14 protein-coding genes are annotated in these 17284 nt (G+C 64.7%); 6 read left to right on the plus strand and 8 right to left on the minus strand.

All coding sequences use genetic code 11. The annotated features are described in order from the left end of the window. The first annotated feature begins 174 nt into the window (after positions 1–174). The 3 genes from RHOSA_RS20245 to RHOSA_RS0103730 all read left to right on the plus strand — a co-directional run bounded on the left by RHOSA_RS20245 (position 175) and on the right by RHOSA_RS0103730 (position 3577). The gene (locus RHOSA_RS20245) at positions 175–2019 is read left to right on the plus strand and encodes an ABCB family ABC transporter ATP-binding protein/permease (protein WP_037255664.1); all 1845 of its coding nucleotides are present in this window, start codon (positions 175–177) and stop codon (positions 2017–2019) included. A gap of 80 nt (positions 2020–2099) precedes the next feature. Continuing rightward, a complete protein-coding gene (locus RHOSA_RS0103725; RefSeq protein WP_027287627.1) occupies positions 2100–2642 on the plus strand; it encodes a TetR/AcrR family transcriptional regulator in 543 nt (180 codons plus the stop codon). A gap of 44 nt (positions 2643–2686) precedes the next feature. Beyond that, positions 2687–3577, plus strand: coding sequence for a DMT family transporter (locus tag RHOSA_RS0103730; protein WP_027287628.1), 891 nt, complete (start codon positions 2687–2689; stop codon positions 3575–3577). A gap of 35 nt (positions 3578–3612) precedes the next feature. On the opposite strand, the gene RHOSA_RS0103735 is transcribed toward RHOSA_RS0103730, so the two are convergent. The 3 genes from RHOSA_RS0103735 to RHOSA_RS0103745 form a co-directional block, all read right to left on the minus strand. Further along, the gene (locus tag RHOSA_RS0103735) at positions 3613–4545 is read right to left on the minus strand and encodes a 2-hydroxyacid dehydrogenase (RefSeq protein ID WP_027287629.1); all 933 of its coding nucleotides are present in this window, start codon (positions 4543–4545) and stop codon (positions 3613–3615) included. 203 nt (positions 4546–4748) lie between these two features. After that, a complete protein-coding gene (locus RHOSA_RS0103740) occupies positions 4749–6473 on the minus strand; it encodes a methyl-accepting chemotaxis protein (RefSeq protein WP_037255667.1) in 1725 nt (574 codons plus the stop codon). 143 nt (positions 6474–6616) lie between these two features. Next, on the minus strand, positions 6617–7618 hold the full coding sequence (locus RHOSA_RS0103745; protein WP_027287631.1) for a zinc transporter ZntB: 1002 nt from the start codon (positions 7616–7618) through the stop codon (positions 6617–6619). A gap of 126 nt (positions 7619–7744) precedes the next feature. On the opposite strand from RHOSA_RS0103745, the gene RHOSA_RS24990 reads away from it, so the two are divergent. The 3 genes from RHOSA_RS24990 to RHOSA_RS24580 all read left to right on the plus strand — a co-directional run bounded on the left by RHOSA_RS24990 (position 7745) and on the right by RHOSA_RS24580 (position 10191). Further along, complete coding sequence (locus tag RHOSA_RS24990) at positions 7745–8599, plus strand: phosphoribosyltransferase-like protein (protein WP_156092511.1); 855 nt, start codon at positions 7745–7747, stop codon at positions 8597–8599. Further along, on the plus strand, positions 8575–8931 hold the full coding sequence (locus RHOSA_RS24995; protein WP_156092513.1) for a hypothetical protein: 357 nt from the start codon (positions 8575–8577) through the stop codon (positions 8929–8931). The genes RHOSA_RS24990 and RHOSA_RS24995 overlap by 25 nt, the downstream gene beginning before the upstream one ends. Before the next feature lie 195 nt (positions 8932–9126). Continuing rightward, the gene (locus tag RHOSA_RS24580; protein ID WP_081728432.1) at positions 9127–10191 is read left to right on the plus strand and encodes a retron St85 family RNA-directed DNA polymerase; all 1065 of its coding nucleotides are present in this window, start codon (positions 9127–9129) and stop codon (positions 10189–10191) included. A gap of 18 nt (positions 10192–10209) precedes the next feature. On the opposite strand, the gene RHOSA_RS0103755 is transcribed toward RHOSA_RS24580, so the two are convergent. From RHOSA_RS0103755 to hisN, 5 genes are all read right to left on the minus strand, one after another. Further along, on the minus strand, positions 10210–11841 hold the full coding sequence (locus RHOSA_RS0103755; protein WP_027287632.1) for an ABC transporter ATP-binding protein: 1632 nt from the start codon (positions 11839–11841) through the stop codon (positions 10210–10212). Between the two features lie 73 nt (positions 11842–11914). Next, a complete protein-coding gene (locus RHOSA_RS0103760) occupies positions 11915–13051 on the minus strand; it encodes an ABC transporter permease (RefSeq protein WP_051431768.1) in 1137 nt (378 codons plus the stop codon). 43 nt (positions 13052–13094) lie between these two features. Further along, a complete protein-coding gene (locus tag RHOSA_RS0103765) occupies positions 13095–14210 on the minus strand; it encodes a microcin C ABC transporter permease YejB (protein ID WP_027287634.1) in 1116 nt (371 codons plus the stop codon). Between the two features lie 7 nt (positions 14211–14217). Continuing rightward, the gene (locus tag RHOSA_RS20250) at positions 14218–16290 is read right to left on the minus strand and encodes an extracellular solute-binding protein (RefSeq protein WP_215904982.1); all 2073 of its coding nucleotides are present in this window, start codon (positions 16288–16290) and stop codon (positions 14218–14220) included. Further along, positions 16287–17126, minus strand: a complete 840-nt coding sequence (hisN, locus tag RHOSA_RS0103775) for a histidinol-phosphatase (RefSeq protein WP_081728433.1) — start codon at positions 17124–17126, stop codon at positions 16287–16289. Before hisN ends, RHOSA_RS20250 begins: the two co-directional genes overlap by 4 nt. Positions 17127–17284: the final 158 nt, after the last annotated feature.

Below are 17284 nucleotides of genomic sequence, written 5' to 3' on the forward strand. Positions count from 1 at the left end.
TTCAGGAGCCGCGCCTCCCCCTGAAACGGCGCACAGGGCCGTCTCGACGGGCGTTGACGATTGTTGCGGCGGTGGAAGCGTGCGATTGGCCGCACCGTCGGCCCGTGACTCGCGCGCCCGGTCGCGCCATGTCCTGGGCGCGAGCTTTGCCGTTCCACCGCCCTAGAGGAGGCCATGCGCCCCACCACCGCCTCCAGCGAGGCCAAGCTGGAGTTTAAGAAACAGCTCCAGGTGGTCCGCCGTCTGCTGCCTTACCTGTGGCCGCGCAACCGCCGCGATCTGCGCATCCGGGTCGGGATCGCGCTTGTCCTGATGATCGCGGCGAAGGTCGCGAACGTCTACGTGCCGATCGTGCTGAAGCACGCCACGGACGCGCTGGCCCCGGAGGCGGAGAACCTGCTGGTCGCCGTTCCGGTCGGCCTGCTGCTGGCCTATGGCGGCGTGCGCCTGGCCAGTCGCGGGTTCGGCGAGCTGCGCGATGCGGTGTTCGCCCGGGTGGCGCAGAACGCGATCCGCCGCGTCGGTCTGCAGGTGTTCCGGCATCTGCACCGCCTGAGCCTGCGCTACCATCTGGAGCGGCGGACGGGCGGGCTGTCCCGCGCGGTCGAGCGCGGCACCAAGGGCGTGGAGTTCCTGCTCTCCTTCGTGCTGTTCAACATTCTGCCGACGCTGATCGAGATCCTGATCGTCTGCGGCATCCTGTGGGCGATGTTCGACTGGCGCTTCGCCGCCGTCACTTTCGTCACGATCGCCGCCTACGTCTGGGTCACCTTCAAGATGACGGAGTGGCGGATCCGCTTCCGCCGCGAGATGAACGACGCCGACAGCGGCGCCAATACCCGCGCGGTCGACAGCCTGCTCAACTACGAGACGGTCAAGTACTTCAACAACGAGGCGCACGAGGCCGAGCGTTACGACCGCGGCCTGCGCGTCTACGAGGAGGCCGCCGCCAAGTCCAAGGTCTCGCTGTCCGCGCTCAACAGCGGCCAGGCGGCGGTGATGGCGGCGGGGATCACCGCGCTGATGACCATGGCGGCGTTCGGCGTGGCCGCCGGACGCATGACGGTGGGCGACTTCGTCATGGTCAACGCCTACCTGATCCAGTTGTCGATCCCGCTCAACCTGCTCGGTACCGTCTACCGCGAGATCAAGCAGTCGCTGGTCGACATGGAGACGATGTTCGAGATCCTCGACCAGCCGCCGGAGGTCGTCGACAAGCCGGGCGCGCCGCCGCTGAACGTGACGCAGGGGCGGATCGACTTCGAGCAGGTCCACTTCGCCTACGACAGCCGGCGGGAGATCCTGCACGACGTTTCCTTCGCCGTGCCGTCCGGGGCGCGGGTGGCGATCGTCGGGCCGACGGGGGCTGGCAAGTCGACGATCAGCCGGCTGCTGTTCCGCTTCTACGATGTCTCCGCCGGGGCGGTGAAGATCGACGGCCAGGACGTGCGCGAGGTCACCCAGGACAGCGTGCGCCAGGCGATCGGGATCGTTCCCCAGGACACCGTGCTGTTCAACGACACGGTCTACTACAACATCAACTACGGCCGCCCCTCCGCCAGCGCGGAGGAGGTGTACGAGGCCGCCCGGATGGCGCGTATCCACGACTTCGTGCAAAGCCTGCCGGACGGCTACAACTCGATCGTGGGCGAGCGCGGCCTGAAGCTCTCCGGCGGCGAGAAGCAGCGCGTCGCGATCGCCCGCGCGATCCTGAAGCGCCCGGCGATCATGCTGTTCGACGAGGCGACCAGCGCGCTCGACACCAAGACGGAGCAGGAGATTCAGACCGCGCTGGCAGACGTCGCGCAGGGCCGCACCACGCTGGTGGTCGCCCACCGTCTGTCGACCGTGGTCGACAGCGACGAGATCCTGGTGCTCGATCATGGCCGGATCGTCGAACGCGGCACCCACACCCAACTGCTGCACCACGGCGGCGCCTACGCCCAGATGTGGTTCCGCCAACACGCCGACGCCGACGCGCCGCCGGAACCGGTGGCCGCGCAGAACGCGGGCGAGTAACCAAATGACTCGCTGCCCTGGCCACACCAGGCACTGCCGCAAAGCTTGACTATACCGTCTGGACGGTATAGTTTGCGGGCATGGCCGAGAGCAAGACCCGACAGCGTGTGTTGCATGCCGCCGGGCGGGTGGTGCTGCAGCAGGGCGTCAAGGCGCTGACGCTGGAAGCCGTCGCCAAGGAGGCGGGCGTCAGCAAGGGCGGGTTGCTGTATCACTTCGCCTCCAAGGACGCGCTCCTGACCGGCATGGTGGGCGAATTCGTCGAGCTGATCGACGGGCGGATGCGGGAGGCGATGCAGGCCGACGACGCGCCGGGCGCCTGGACGCGCGCTTACCTCGACGCCTCGACGGTGGACCGGGCCGGGGACGATCCGATGGATCGGCTGGCGACCGCGATGCTGGCCGCCGGGGCCTCCGATACTGCGCTGCTGGCGCCGCTCTATGCCCGACAGAAAAGCTGGCAAGCCGCGCAGCGGGACGACGGCATCGATCCCGCGACCGCCGCGCTGGTCCGCCTTGCCGCGGACGGGCTGTGGATGAACGACCTGTTCGGCCTCCAGGTGGTCTCCGACGACGAACGCCAGGCCGTGATCGAGCGTTTGCGCGCCCTGACCCGCGGGTAAGCGCGCCGATCGGTCAGTCCCGCCGCACCACATTGGATGGTTCCATGCATGCGTCCCGGACAACGACGCTGGCCACGCTGTTCGTCGTCGCGACCGGCAGTCTGTGGGGCTTCTACTGGCTGCCGGTGCGCCGGCTGGCGGAGCTCGGCCTGTCCGGCGCCTGGGGCACGCTGGCGATCGTCGCCACGGCGGCGGTCGTGCTGAGCCCCTGCGCGGTACGGGCGCGCCAGCGACTGGTGCACGGCGATCCGGTCGCGCTCGCCGCGACCGCGCTGGGTGGGGTGGCGTTCGTGCTGTACTCCACGGGGCTGGTCTATGGCCGGGTGGCGATCGTCATCCTGCTGTTTTTTCTGACGCCGGTGTGGAGCACGTTGCTCGCCCGCTACGTCATGGGTTGGACCACGCCCTGGCTGCGCCTGGCGGCGATCGCGGTCGGCGTCGCCGGGCTGGTGTGCGTGTTGAGCGCGGACGGCGGCGTGCCGATGCCGCGCGGTCTGGGCGACTGGCTCGGCCTGGCCTCTGGCCTGCTGTGGGCGGTGGCGACCACGGCGATTCGGGCGCGGGGCGATACCGGTCCCGGTGAAACGGCGTTCGTGTTCGCGCTCGGCGCCTGCTTGTGCGCGGGCGTGCTGGCGCCGGTGCTGGAGCCACTGCCGAGCGTTGCCGCCGCTGCGCTCGGGCCTGCGGCCGGCTGGGCGGTGGCTGGGGGCGCGCTCTGGTGGGGGCTGTCGATGGCGGCCCTGATGTGGGCGGCGGCCCGGCTGGAGCCGGCGCGTGTCGGTATCCTCCTGATGGCCGAGGTGCTGATCGGCACCGCGTCGGCCGCCGTGATCGCGGGGGAGCGGATCGCCCCGCTGGAACTGATCGGCGGCGCGTTCGTGGTCGCCGCCGGCGTGCTGGAGGTGTGGCCGGTGCGCAGTCGTGCGCGCACCTGACGCCAAGCGGTCGATCCCGATGATGCGCGCGCCGATCAATAGCCTTTCGAGAAATCCACGATCGGGCTGGGCGCCGCGCCGCGTTCCATCTTCCGGATGTTCTCGGCAATCGTGGCGGCGGCGGTTTCGGGCGGGGTGACCGCCGCCTCGTGCGGGGTGATGGTGATCCGCGGATGATCCCAGAAAGGATGGCTGGCGGGCAGCGGTTCCTCGGCGAAGACGTCGAGCGTGGCTTCGGCGATCTGGCCGGTGCCGAGCAGTTCCAGCAGGTCCGCTTCGACCAGATGCCCGCCGCGGGCAACGTTGACCAGGCAGGCGCCCTTGGGCAGCGCGCCCAGGGTATGCCGGTTCAACAGGCCGGTCGTCTGCTCTGTCAGCGGCAGCAGGTTCACCAGGACCTCGGTCCGGGCCAGGAACTTGCCGAGTTCGTCCTGGCCGGCAAAGCTCTCGATCCCATCGATCTCTTTGCGCCGGTTCGACCAGCCGGCGACCTCGAAGCGCATCGCCGCAAGCGCGCGGGCGGCGTCGGCCCCCAGTTCGCCCAGTCCCATCACGCCGACCCGCCGGCTCGGACCCAGAGGGACCTCCAAGCGTTCCCAACGGTGTTCGGCCTGCAGTTGGCGGTATTCGCGCGTGCGCCGATGATGGCCCAGAACGGCCCAGAGGACGTATTCCGTCATCCCCCAGGTCAGCCCGGGATCGATCAGCCGGACGACCGGCACGTCGGTCGGCAAGTCCGGATCGCTTGCCAGATGGTCGACCCCGGCGCCTAGCGACAGGATCGCCTTCAGGTTGGGATACTGCTTCAGCAGGCCCTTGGGCGGTTTCCAGGCGACCGCGTAGTCGACCTCGCGCACGTCCGAAACCGAGTCCGCGCCGATCCGCAGGTCGGCTTCGGGGAGGGCGGCGGCGAACGCCTGGCGCCACTTCTCGGGATCGTCGGCCTTGGACTGGAACAGGATCACCATGTCTCCGGCGGGCTCCTTCTGGTTGGCGCACGATGGGAAGGGCTTGTCTTGCCGCGCCAGGATTGAAGGGAAATCGCCGAAGGTCAATTCGGCCTCCCAACGCTTGCGGGTCCGGCGCACCAAAGCGGCGGCGCCCACCGGTGTGGACGCCGCCCATTGTGCCCTGACTTGGAGGCGTGACTACTGCCCGGTAGGCCGGTGGGTCAGGCCGCGCGGACTTCGCCGATGAAGCCGTCCACTTCCGTGCGCAGACGTTCGGCCTGCTCGGAAACCCCGCTTGCGACCGACAGCACCTGGTTCGAGCCTTCGCCAGCCTGCTGGGCGGCCTCGCGCACGCCGGAGATGTTGCGCGCAACCTCCTGGGTGCCTTGGCTTGCTTCCTGAACGTTGCGGGCGATCTCCTGGGTCGCCGCGCCCTGCTCTTCGACCGCGGAGGCGACCGATTGCGCGATCTCGTTGATCCGCTCGACCGTTTCCGAGATGCCCTGGATCGCATCCACGGCCGAGCCGGTTTCGGTCTGAATCTGGGTGACCTGGGTGCGGATCTCTTCGGTCGCCTTGGCGGTCTGGTTGGCGAGCGATTTCACCTCGTTCGCCACCACGGCGAAACCCTTGCCCGCATCGCCGGCGCGGGCCGCCTCGATCGTCGCGTTGAGCGCCAGCAGGTTGGTCTGTTCGGCGATGTCGGAGATGATCTGCACCACCTCGCCGATCTTGTCCGCCGCTGCTTTCAGGCCTTCGACCTGCGTGTTGGTGCTTTGCGCCTGCTGCGCGGCTTCGGCCGAAATGCGTGAGGACTCGCTGACCTGGCGGCTGATCTCCTGGATCGAGCCCGCCAGCTGTTCGGAGGCGCTGGACACCGTCTGGACGTTTGAGCTTGCCTCCTCGGCGGCGGTGCCGACGGCCTGGGCCTGCTGGACGGTCTGCTCGGAGGTGCTGGACATGCTCTGCGCCGAGCGTTCCAGTTGGCCGGCAGAGTCGCTGAGCAGCTGCACCACCTGACCGACGGATTCCTCGAACTTGTCGGCGAGGGCACGGGCGGTTTGGCGCTTTTCCTCCTCAGCCCGCTGCTCGGCTTCGGCCTGTTCGGCTTCCAGCCGCTGCTTGTCGGCCAGACTGGCGCGGAAGGTCTCGAGCGCACGGGCCATGTCGCCGACCTCGTCCTGGCGCGTCTGGTCGGGCACCTGCGTGCTGGTATCGCTGGTTTCGGCCAGATGCGACATTGTCTGTGTCAGACGCGGGATCGGCCGCAGCATCCGCCGGAACAGCCACCAGGTCACCGCGGTCGTGAGCAGCAGCAGCACGGCGGCGACCGTGACGAGATCGAAGGTCAGGCGATCCTTGATCGCGGTCAGGCTCGCCTTCTCCACACCGGCGTACAGGATGCCGATGATGTCGCCGCCCGGGTCGAAGATCGGCTCATAAATGGTGAAATATTCACGGTCCAGGATCGTCGCTTCACCCAGGTAGGTCTCCCCAGACATGATCACGGGGTAGACCGCGCCGTTCTTGCCCAGGTTCGTTCCGACCGCCCGGTTGCCGTCCGGCTTCACGATGTTGGTGGTGCGCCGCCAGAAGTCGCCGTTTCCCGGCTCGTAGGCGAAAACGGTCGCGGTTTCGCCGGTGAGCAGGCCTACGCGGTCGATCATCTTGTGATTGTCGAACGTCGGCATCTTCGGCAGGGTCAGGCGTTGCACCCGTTTGTTGGACCCCCAGGTGACCTCCAACTCCGGATAGCGTTCCGCCATCACCGCCGCGGCCGCCCGCAGGCTGGCGTTCTGGCTCTGGATCGTCTCGCGCTCGATCTCCTGGTTGATCTGGATCAGCGTAACCACGGCCACGCCCAGGATCGACATCGCGATCAAGGCGATGGTGACAAGCGTTGTGCGCGTGATCAGGCGCAATCGGCCAATAAAGTCCGTCAGCATTGTGTCCCCCTCTAGCTGGCGGTTGTGTGCAGGCCAGGTAGCCCCCGAGCGCATACTAAAGGATATCGGGTATTAATCGGGGCTTTACGATTAGAGTTTTTCTAATCGCCAATAGCCGACGAGTTGGCTTGGTGAGGCGTGCCTTACAGCCAGCCCAGGCGTCGGAACAGCCAGATCTCGACCGCCGCGACGCCGGCCGAGCCGCCCGCAACGGCGGCGAACGCCCAGGGCGTGTCGGCCCCCGGCATACCGGCGACGTTGACGCCCAACAGGCCGGTCACGAAGCCGAGCGGCAAAAACACCGCCGCCACCACCGACAGCACGTACATCCGGGTGTTCAGCCGTTCGGCGACCGCGTTCGCCAACTCGTCCTGAATCACGGCGGCGCGTTCGCGCCCGGTGTCCAGCGCCTCAACGTAACGGGTGACGGCGTCCAGCGATTCGCGCAGGCGCTGGCGCAGGGTATCGCTCAACCAGTCGGGCGCCAGCTCGATCAGCCGCTGCAGGGCGGCGCGCTGCGGGGAGAGGTAGCGGCGCAGCGTCAGCGCCTGGTGGCGCAGGCGCAGCAGGCGCGGGCGCACCCGGGCGTTCGATTTGGCGGCGCCTTCGGCCGCGTCGGACATGGCGGCTTCCAGCGCGTCCAGCTCGTCGTCCAGCGCATCGATCGTGGGTGCCATGCGGGCGGCCAGCCGTTCGGCGAGGGCAACCGCGGCCTCGCCGGCGCTGCTGGGCCCGCATCCGGTGTCGAGCGCGTCGACCACGTCCTGCACCGCCATCAGCCGGCGCAGCCGCACGCTGACGATGCCCGGTCCCTTGCCGTCGGGCCCCGTCGGCCCGATCCAGACGCGCAAGCTGACCATGTCGTCCGGGTCGGCGCCGGCGTTCAGGTTGACCCCGCGTAGGATCAACAGAAGTCCGCCGTCGATCGCCTCGCAACGCGGCCGCGTCTCCGGCGCCAGCAGCCCGTCGACCGCCAGCGGCGGGATGCCGCTGGCGTGCCGCAACCAATAGACGCTGTCGGCCTTGGTCGCATCCAGATGCAGCCAGTCCGCCCACGGCGAATCCACCGCCGGCCCCGCGCCGTCGCCGCGCAGGGCCCGCGCGTGCACCACACCTTCCAGCAGCTTCCGGGGACCGCCTGTCATGGCTGCTCAATGCGGGCGAAGCGCCGCAGGGTCAAGCGGGATGTGGGGGAAGGTGCGCACAGGTTGATAAGACTAGTCTACTGTGGTCTCTAACGGGTAGGAAAGCACCCTAAGAAGGCCACAAACATGCCGTTGACGCCAACTGAAATATCTGCGCTAAACCGCATATTTCAAAATCAAGGTTGGCACGACTTAGGCACACAAGACGCTAGTGTTGAAAGATTTGAGATTTTCTGTGAATTTCTCGATAAACTTGATGTTGAAGAACGAAATTTAGCTATTTGCTTGACCGAAGCGTTCGTTGAGATTGATATCAGTGACTATGTTTTTCATTTACGGGCCGCTTTCGAGAAATTTGACGATACAAATATATGCGAAAAGACCAGGGTGTTTGTTGTTCCTTTAAGGTCCCCTGAGGATAAGAGAAAAGGTAAGGCAAAAAGTTCAAGCTCTTTGCCATATTTCTTTGTAAGCAATGTTATACCCGTATTAGGGAAGTTCCAAAAAAATCAAAAAGAGGCCTTGTATTCGGAAGAAGCCCTTAATGATTATTTTGCTGAGAGAGGGCCCTCCTTGATAATAGCTCTCGATGATTTCGTTGGATCAGGTGACACATGCCATAAATTTATAGATGAAATGGAGAATAATTACCTAAAAAAAGAAGACAGTCTCGCCATCATTGCGATAAGTGCGTTAGAGTCTGGCTACAAGTCAATAACCGAACGTGGATATAAAATGTTGTATTCTGTTATGCAGAAAAGAGGCATCACCGACTCAGACATTATTGGCGACAAGGAAAAGGCGCTAAGGCTTGTTGATAACATCGAAAAAAGGATAAATGTGAGCTCGGAATACCAAAGAGGATACAAACAATCAGAAGCACTGATTAAATTAGCAAGAACACCGAACAATACATTTCCAATGTATTGGACAACTAAAAAGGTTAAAGGCGTGCCATGGCCAGCCCCATTTCCACGGTGAGCACGGACAAAAGCGGTGACATAAAGCTGTTTTTGCGTTTAATCTACCATAACGCAAAACTAAACCCGTTGCTGGAACGAGGGTATTCATATTCTCAAGTTGCCAGTTTGCTTAACCTGGCTGAGAAAGAGGGACTGATAACGATTACCGATGGGCAGATTGCGCTTACGGATCGTGGTTTTAATTCCCTCAACAAGGCGGCTCTTAGTAATTTGTATGATAAAGGATGGATTCGCCCATTGGAGGAAGAAAAGGTTGAGCCGCTGGGTGATAACGAACTATACCTTCCACCGAGGTCTACGGTGCGTTCGTTAAGACGCTTGGGTCACTAGTCCTATGTGGTTTGACCACACGAGTGGCGAGTCGCCACTCGAGGAAGAACGCTCCTTCGAGCCAGCGAGCGGGCGGGGTTCCCCAAAAGGATTTGGCGAACCCCGCCCGCTCGTGCGTCGGCAAAGCACGACGCGCGAACGTGTTCGAGGTCTTCACCTCGAACACGTTCGGGATCAGACTCCTCGGTAGTGACCATGCGAACGCACCGTGACCTCGCCTCGTCTTGGGCTGCTTACGAAGCCGCTTTCATAATTGAAGCCCGTCGACGGGGGTATTCGGATGATGACGTTCGAACATGCCTGTCTTACGCGAAAAAACTACATTTAAGTAACCTACCAGTAATCTATGATCAGGCACATTTTTCAGATCGAGTAGGATACGATATTTCGTATATACGACGGGCGTCGAACGATCCCGAACATTTTTACCGGACGTTTAACGTCCCGAAAAAATCTGGTGGGGTGCGTCAAATTAATGAACCGCTTCCAAGCCTCAAGGAAATTCAACGTTGGATATTAGATAATATACTTGGCGCGATGTCCGTGAATCCGTGTGCGAAAGCCTTTGTTGTTGGTCGCGATGTCAGAGATAACGCTCGATTTCACCGCAATCAGAGGATTGTTATAAATGTGGATGTTAAGGACTTTTTTCCGAGCATAACTCATAGACAGATTAGGATGATCTTCCTAAAAGCTGGATATAGCCCTGAAGTTGGTGAGCTACTTACGCAACTCTGTTGCCTTGATGGTGTTCTGCCTCAAGGCGCGCCAACTAGCCCTTATATTTCGAACTTGGTGTGCCGACCTCTCGATGAGAGATTGTTCGGATATGCAAAGAAGAATGGGTTGAGATATACCCGATACTCCGACGACATCTCCGTTTCCGGAGATATGGAACCGGCCGAAGTTCTTCAGTTCGTCAAGAAAGTATGCCGCGAGCACGGATTCAAAATACATCCGGATAAAATTAGGGTTTTAGGGCCTGGCAGACAGAAGAGAGTAACTGGGATCGTCGTAAATAAACATCTCCAAGTTCCCCGAAAAAAGAGGCGAGTACTTAGGCAGTCAGTGTATTACATTAAAAAATTTGGGTTGGATGAGCATCTCAGCAAAACGAAAAACAATCGGCGAAATTTTCTTGATCATCTGATGGGGCAGGTGAATTATGTCCTTTTCGTGAATCCGAAAGATCGAGAAGCGCAAGATTGGCTCCGTCAACTTCGTGAAATAAAAAATGGGGCAATCGATTATAGAGACTAAAAATCGTTTGCCCCATCTCTACACACTCACAACCCCGCTTTCCGTCGCCTCCAGCTCGAACGCGGCCTTCATCAGCGCCTGAGTATAGGCCGCCTGGGGGCGGTCGAAAATGTCGGCGGCGGGGCCTTGTTCGACGACTTGGCCGTCCTTCATCACGATCACGTCGTCGGCGAGCGCGCGCACCACGCGCAGGTCGTGGCTGATGAACAGGTAGGCCAGGTCGTGGCGGCGCTGCAGGTCCCGCAGCAGGTCGACGATCTGTGCCTGCACGCTCATGTCGAGCGCGCTGGTCGGCTCGTCCAGCACGACGAAGCGGGGCTTGAGCACCATTGCGCGGGCGATCGCGATGCGCTGGCGCTGGCCGCCGGAGAACTCGTGCGGATAGCGGAAGCGGCTGTCGGGGTCGAGGCCGACCTCCTGCAGCGCCTGCACGATCCGGGCTTCCCGGTCCTTTTCGGACATCCCGGGCTCGTGCACCTTCAGCCCTTCCTCGACGATCTGCCCGACCGACAGGCGCGGGGAGAGCGAGCCGAAGGGGTCCTGGAACACCACCTGCATCTCGCGGCGCAGCGGGCGCAGCGCCTTGGGGCGCATGTCGGAGATCCGCCGGCCGTCGAAGCCGATCTCACCCTGGCTCTGGATCAGGCGCAAAAGCGCCATGCCAAGCGTGGTCTTGCCGCTGCCGCTTTCGCCGACGACGCCTACCGTGTGGCCGGCGCGGATCGTGACGTCGATGCCGTCGACCGCGCGGACGTAGTCGACCGTACGCTTGAGCAGGCCCTGCTTGATCGGGAAGTGCACCTTCACGTGTGATCCCTGCATCACCACCGGCGCGTCGGCGCGGGGGCCGACCGGCTTGCCGGACGGCTCGGCGGCCAAGAGGCGGCGGGTATAGCTGTGCTGCGGGTCGGCGAACAGGCGCCGGGCCGGGCCCTGCTCGACCGCATGGCCCTGGGTCATCACCACCACCTCGTCGGCCATCTTGCGGACCACGCCCAGGTCGTGGGTGATCAGCATCAGCGCCATGTTGAACTCGCCGGCGAGCTGGCGCAGCAATTTGAGGATCTGCGCCTGGATGGTGACGTCGAGCGCGGTGGTCGGCTCGTCGGCGATCAGGAGGTCCGGCTCGTTCGCCAGCGCCATCGCGATCATCACCCGCTGGCGTTGCCCGCCGGAGAGTTCGTGCGGGTAGGCGGTGAGGCGCTGGCGCGCTTCCGGGATGCCGACCATGTCCAGCAGCTCCAGGCAGCGCTTGCGCGCCTGGGTGCGGTCCATGCCCTTGTGCACCAGAAGCGGCTCGGTCACCTGCTTTTCGATGTGGTGCAGCGGGTTCAGCGAGGTCATCGGCTCCTGGAAGATCATCGCGATCTCGTTGCCGCGGATCTGGCGCATCCGCGCCTCGCTGGCGTTGGCCAGTTCCTCGCCCTTGAAGCGGATCGAGGAGCCGGGGGTGTGGCGCGCCTGCGGGTAGGGCAGGAGCTGCATCACCGACAGCGCGGTCACCGACTTGCCGGACCCGCTTTCGCCGACCAGTGACAGCGTCTGGCCCCGGTCCAGGCCGAACGACAGCTCGCGCACGGCCGGGACGGCCGTGGCGCCCTGGCCGAAGGTGACGCCCAGGTTCTCAACCTCGAGCAGGCGGTCGGTCATGGTCGGCGCTCGCGTGGTGTGTCTTGAGGGAGAAGGAGCGGCGGCACGGATCGCGGGTCTGTTCCCTGCATCATCACGCCCCGCCGCCCTGGGCGCGGCTGGCGGCGACGGCGCCTTCGGGGCCGACGCCGGGTTCGGCCGGGGTCGGTTCGTTCTGGAACAGCTTGCGCGGGTCGAAGGCGTCGCGCACCGCCTCGCCGATGAAGAACAGGAGGCTCAGCATGATCGCGAGCACGAAGAAGCCGGTCAGGCCGAGCCAGGGCGCCTGCAGGTTCGCCTTGCCCTGCGCCAGCACCTCGCCCAGCGAGGCCGACCCGGGCGGCAGGCCGAAGCCGATGAAGTCGAGCGCGGTCAGGGTGGTGATCGAGCCGGCCAGCGTGAAGGGGAGGAAGGTGAGGGTGGCCACCATCGCGTTGGGCAGGATGTGGCGGAACATCACCATCGTGTCGGAGACGCCGAGCGCCTTCGCCGCCTTGACGAAGTCGAAGTTGCGCGCGCGCAGGAATTCCGCGCGGACGTAGCCGACCGGCCAGGGCCAGCCGAACAGCACCATCACGCCCAACAGCCACCAGAAGTTCGGCTCCACGACCGAGGCCAGGATGATCAGCACCAGCAGCATCGGCAGGGTGCCGAACACCTCCATCACCCGCTGGAAGATCAGGTCGGTCCAGCCGCCGAAGTAGCCCTGCACCGCGCCCGCCGCGACGCCGATGAGCGTGGTCAGGGCGGTCATCGCCAGGCCGAACAGCACCGAGATGCGGAAGCCGTAGATCACCCGGGCGACCACGTCGCGCGCCTGGTCGTCGGTGCCCAGCCAGTGCGTGGCCGATGGCGGCGTGGGGGCGGGGTCGGTCAGGTGCCAGTCGACCGTGCGGTGGTCGTAGGGGATCAGCGCGCGGATCATGAAGCCGTTTTCGGCGATCTGCTGCTCGACGAACGGGTCGGAGTAGTCGGTCTTGGTCGGGAAGAAGCCGCCGAAGGTGGTCTCGGGATAGTCCTGGAAGATCGGCGTGTAGAGGTTGCCGTCGTACCAGACCGCGATCGGGTCGTCGTTGGCGACCACCTCGGCGAACAGCGACAGGACGAAGAAGAACAGGAAGATCCACAGCGACCAGAAGCCGCGTGTGTTCGCCCGGAAGTTCGCCAGCCGCCGCGCGGTGATCGGCGAGATATCGCGGCCCAGGAAGGTATAGCGCGGGGCGGCGGTCATGCGCGCACCTCCGGATGGTCGGGGGTCGGGCAGACGGTCATCCTCAGGTCTCCCGCGCCTCGAAGTCGATCCGGGGATCGATCACGGTGTACATGATGTCGTTCACGAGCTGCAGGATCAGACCCATCAGGGTGAAGATGTAGAGCGTGCCGAACATCACCGGATAGTCGCGGTTGACCACCGCCTCGAAGCCGAGCAGGCCGAGGCCGTCGAGCGAGAACAGGATCTCGATCAGCACCGCGCCGGTGAACAGGATGTTCACGAACGCCACCGGGAAGCCGGCGATCACGATCAGCATGGCGTTGCGGAAGACGTGGCCGTACAGCACCCGGCGTTCCGCCAGCCCCTTGGCGCGGGCGGTGACGACGTACTGCTGGTTGATCTGATCCAGGAAGGAGTTCTTGGTTAGCATCGTGAGCGCGGCGAACGAACCGATCACCAGCGCGGTGATCGGCAGCGCCATATGCCAGAAGTAGTCGACGATCTGCATCGGCCAGGTGAGCGTCTCCCAGTCGTCGGAGACCAGGCCACGCAGCGGGAACCAGTCGAGATAGGCGCCGCCGGCGAACACCACGATCAGCAGCACCGCGAACAGGAAGGCCGGGATCGCGTTGCCGACGATCACCACGACGGACGTCCAGAAGTCGAACGGCGTGCCGTCGCGCGTTGCCTTCGCCACGCCCAGTGGGATCGAGATCAGGTAGGTCAGGAGCGTCGTCCACAGGCCGAGCGAGATCGACACCGGCAGCTTGTCGACGATCAGCTCGGTGACCGAGCGGCTGCGGAAGAAGCTCTCCCCGAAGTCGAAGGTGGCGTAGTCGCCGACCATCATCAGGAAGCGCTCGGCCGGTGGTTTGTCGAAGCCGAACTGTGCCTCCAGGTCCTCGATGAATTCCGGCGGCAGGCCCTGCGCGCCGCGGTAGTCGCCGCGCGGGCCGGTGCCGCCGCTGGGTTGGCTCTGGGCGGATCCGCCGGCGCCGCCATCGCCGCCGGCCTGGGTGATCCGCTGGGTCGCGGCGACGCCGGTGCCGGTGACCTGACTGATCACCTGCTGCACCGGCCCGCCGGGGGCGGCCTGGACGATCAGGAAGTTGATCAGCATCGCGCCCAACAGGGTGGGCACCATGAGCAGGATACGGCGGATGATGTAGCTGGTCATGGCCGCCTCACTCCGTGCCCTGCTGGCTGGCCTTGCGGTGGAAACCGCGGCGGAAGAAGAGGAGCGCGAGCCCGGCCAGGACGAGCACGCCGAGCGCGGTCAGCCAGACGCCGCTCCTGCCGGTATCCTGCGCCGCGTCGCCATTCGCCTCGGCCTGCGCCCGGGCGATCTGCTGTTCCTTCTCTGGCGCGATCCACCAGGCGTCCAGCAGGTTCAGGGCGTAGGGGGCCGTCGTCTCCGGCCGGCGGAACTTGTCCCAGTAGACCAGCGGCCAGGCGCCCATGTGCCAGTTCGGCACCACGTAGTGGTGCCACAGCAGCACGCGGTCGAGTGCCCGGGTCCGGGCAACCAGCTCTTCCCGGCTGGGTGCGGCGATCACCATGTCGATCAGCTTGTCGATCACCGGATCCTGGATGCCGGCCCAATTGCGCGTGCCGGGGCGCTCGGCGGCCGCGGAGCCCCAGAAGCTGCGTTGCTCGTTGCCTGGCGACAGGGATTGCGGCCAGCCCCCGACCGTCATGTCGAAGTCATAGGAATCCAGCCGGTTCTGGTACTGCACGCTGTCCACCAGCGAGACGTCGACCTCAATGCCCAACCGGTTCAGGTTGGCGACGTAGGGCAGCACGACGCGTTCGAAAGCTTGGCTGTTCAAAAGGATTTCGAACGTCACGGGCCGGCCGGTGCGCGGATCGATGAGCTTCATGTCGCGCACCTCGAAGCCGGCCTCGCGCAGCAGCCCGAGCGCCTTTTTCAGGTTGTCGCGTGGGTAGCCGTTGCCGTCGGTTTCCGGCGGGTCGTACTCCTGGGTGAAGACTTCCGGGGGCACCTGGCCGCGGAACTGCTCCAGGATTTCCTTCTCGCGGCCGGTCGGCAGCCCGTCGGAAGCCAGTTCGGAGTTGGAGAAGTAGCTTTCGGTGCGGATGTACTGGCCGAAGAAGAGGTTCTTGTTGGTCCAGCCGAAATCGAAGGCGTAGCTCATCGCCTCGCGGACCTTCGGCTGGTCGAACGGCGCGCGCCGGGTGTTCATGACGAACGCCTGCATGCCGGTCGGTCGGCTGTTTTCCAGCTTGACCTTCTTCAGCCGGCCCTGGCGCACCGCGGGCACGTCGTAGGCGGTCGCCCAGGCCTTGGCGGTGTTCTCCAGCCGGAAGTCGACATTGCCGGCTTTGATCGCCGAACGGATTACGGTGGGATCACGGAAGTAGTCGTAGCGGATCTTGTCGTAGTTCCAGCGTCCGCGGTTCACCGCCAGGTCGCGGCCCCAATAGTCCTCGACCCGTTCGAACACGACGTAGCGGCCGGGCTCGTAGTCAGTGACTTTATAAGGGCCGGAGCCCAGCGGCGGCTCCAGCGTGGACTTTCCGAACGTGCGTCCCTCGGCTGTCCAGTAGTGCTTTGGCAGGACCGGCAGCTGGCCCAGGATCAGCGGCAGTTCGCGGTTCAGCCCCTCGCTGAACTCGAACCGGACGGTGCGCGGGCCGATCTGCCGGGCGCTTTTGACGTTCTTGTAGTAGAAGCGGTATTGGGGATGGCCCTGTTCCTTCAGGGTATTGAAACTCCAGATCACATCTTCGACCGTGATCGGTTCCCCGTCGTGCCAGCGCGCGTCCTTGCGCAGGGTGTAGGCGACCCAGTCGCGGTCCTCGGGCATGTAGATGTACTTGGCGATCAGGCCGTACTGGCTGAACGCCTCGTCGTCGCTCGAGGTCATCAGCGTCTCGAACGCCAGCCCCATCGCTTCCGCCGCCTGCCCCTTGAGGATGTAGGGGTTGAAGCTGTCGTAGGTGCCGTCGGCGGCCATCTTGAGGGTGCCGCCTTTGGGAGCATCGGGATTGACGTAGTCGAAGTGCTGGAAGTCTGTCTTGTATTTGACCTCGCCGTGCATCGCTACGCCGTGGCGCGGCGGCACGCCTTCCAGTTCGCGCAGCGTGCTTTGGGGCAGGTCGGGCTCGGGCGCCTGGGCGGTTTGCTGCGACGATGCGGCGGCGATGTCCGTAGTCTGCGCCAGGGCCGGCAGCGCCGGCAGGTTGACCGCCAGCGCGAGCACGCCGGCCGCAAGAAACGAGGTTATCCCCCTCACGTCGCCACCTGCTCCAGTGCCTGGGCGTGTAGGGCAGGGTCGCCGGCCGCGAGCACGCGCCCGTCTGAATCCGGGCCGAGCGGGCGTCCTTGCCAGTCGGTGATGACGCCGCCCGCGCCCTCGATCACCGGGACCAGCGCGGCGAAATCGTAGTAGCTCATGCCGGCCTCGCAGACGAGGTCGAGGTAGCCGGCGGCGAGCAGGCCATAGTTATGGCAGTCGCCGCCGTAGAGCGTCAGCTTGGCGTGCTGGCGCAGACGCTCGAACGCGGCGTTCTCTTCGGCCTGGGCGAACATGCCGGGGGAGGTAGCGCACAGCGTGGCCGCGTCCAGGCTTGGGCAGGCTCGGGTCTGCGCCGGCATCTCGCCGTGGGCGTCGGCGAACAGGGTCGTCCGGCCGGCGGCGCCGACCCAGCGTTCCTGAATCGCGGGCATGTCGATCACGCCCAGCACCGGACGGTCTCGGTGGACCAGCGCGACTAGGCAGCCGAAGGTCGGCTTGCCGGAAATGAACTGCTTGGTCCCGTCGATCGGGTCGAGCACCCACACGTTTTCGGCACCGGCACGCACGGTGCCGTGTTCCTCGCCGACGATGCCGTGCTCGGGATGCGTTTCCTCGATAATCCGGCGCATCGCCGATTCGGCTTCCCGGTCGGCCACCGTGACCGGGCTGGCGTCCGGCTTGTCGTCGACCGCGACGGGGGTGCGGAAATGGTGCCGGGCGGTTTGGCGGCCGGCGTCGGCCAGCCGTTCGGCAAGCGCCACGAGCGCGTCGCTCGGCGTGTCGGTGGAGTCTTGGGGCCGCGCGGCGGGCGGGCGGGCGTTGGCGTCACTCACGTGAGGGGTTCTCGCTTGACCGCAGAACTGGGGCGGACGGCAACCGGAGCGCAGGGAGATAGCTATCCGGAGCCGTTCAAGACGAACTGGGCCGCCACTGTATCTGTCCCGGCCCGTCGGCGCCTAGGGCTTACTTGGCATGGCGAAGGACGTAGGGA

Origin of the sequence: Rhodovibrio salinarum DSM 9154 (assembly GCF_000515255.1) — a bacterium.
GTDB lineage: Bacteria > Pseudomonadota > Alphaproteobacteria > Kiloniellales > Rhodovibrionaceae > Rhodovibrio > Rhodovibrio salinarum.

What these genes read in the sequence shown, in the direction of transcription:
- RHOSA_RS20245 (WP_037255664.1), top strand. Translation starts at nt 175, where the DNA reads ATGCGCCCCACCACCGCCTCCAGCGAGGCCAAGCTGGAGTTTAAGAAA.
- RHOSA_RS0103725 (WP_027287627.1), top strand. Translation starts at nt 2,100, where the DNA reads ATGGCCGAGAGCAAGACCCGACAGCGTGTGTTGCATGCCGCCGGGCGG.
- RHOSA_RS0103730 (WP_027287628.1), top strand. Translation starts at nt 2,687, where the DNA reads ATGCATGCGTCCCGGACAACGACGCTGGCCACGCTGTTCGTCGTCGCG.
- RHOSA_RS0103735 (WP_027287629.1), bottom strand. Translation starts at nt 4,545, where the DNA reads ATGGTGATCCTGTTCCAGTCCAAGGCCGACGATCCCGAGAAGTGGCGC.
- RHOSA_RS0103740 (WP_037255667.1), bottom strand. Translation starts at nt 6,473, where the DNA reads ATGCTGACGGACTTTATTGGCCGATTGCGCCTGATCACGCGCACAACG.
- RHOSA_RS0103745 (WP_027287631.1), bottom strand. Translation starts at nt 7,618, where the DNA reads ATGACAGGCGGTCCCCGGAAGCTGCTGGAAGGTGTGGTGCACGCGCGG.
- RHOSA_RS24990 (WP_156092511.1), top strand. Translation starts at nt 7,745, where the DNA reads ATGCCGTTGACGCCAACTGAAATATCTGCGCTAAACCGCATATTTCAA.
- RHOSA_RS24995 (WP_156092513.1), top strand. Translation starts at nt 8,575, where the DNA reads ATGGCCAGCCCCATTTCCACGGTGAGCACGGACAAAAGCGGTGACATA.
- RHOSA_RS24580 (WP_081728432.1), top strand. Translation starts at nt 9,127, where the DNA reads ATGCGAACGCACCGTGACCTCGCCTCGTCTTGGGCTGCTTACGAAGCC.
- RHOSA_RS0103755 (WP_027287632.1), bottom strand. Translation starts at nt 11,841, where the DNA reads ATGACCGACCGCCTGCTCGAGGTTGAGAACCTGGGCGTCACCTTCGGC.
- RHOSA_RS0103760 (WP_051431768.1), bottom strand. Translation starts at nt 13,051, where the DNA reads ATGACCGCCGCCCCGCGCTATACCTTCCTGGGCCGCGATATCTCGCCG.
- RHOSA_RS0103765 (WP_027287634.1), bottom strand. Translation starts at nt 14,210, where the DNA reads ATGACCAGCTACATCATCCGCCGTATCCTGCTCATGGTGCCCACCCTG.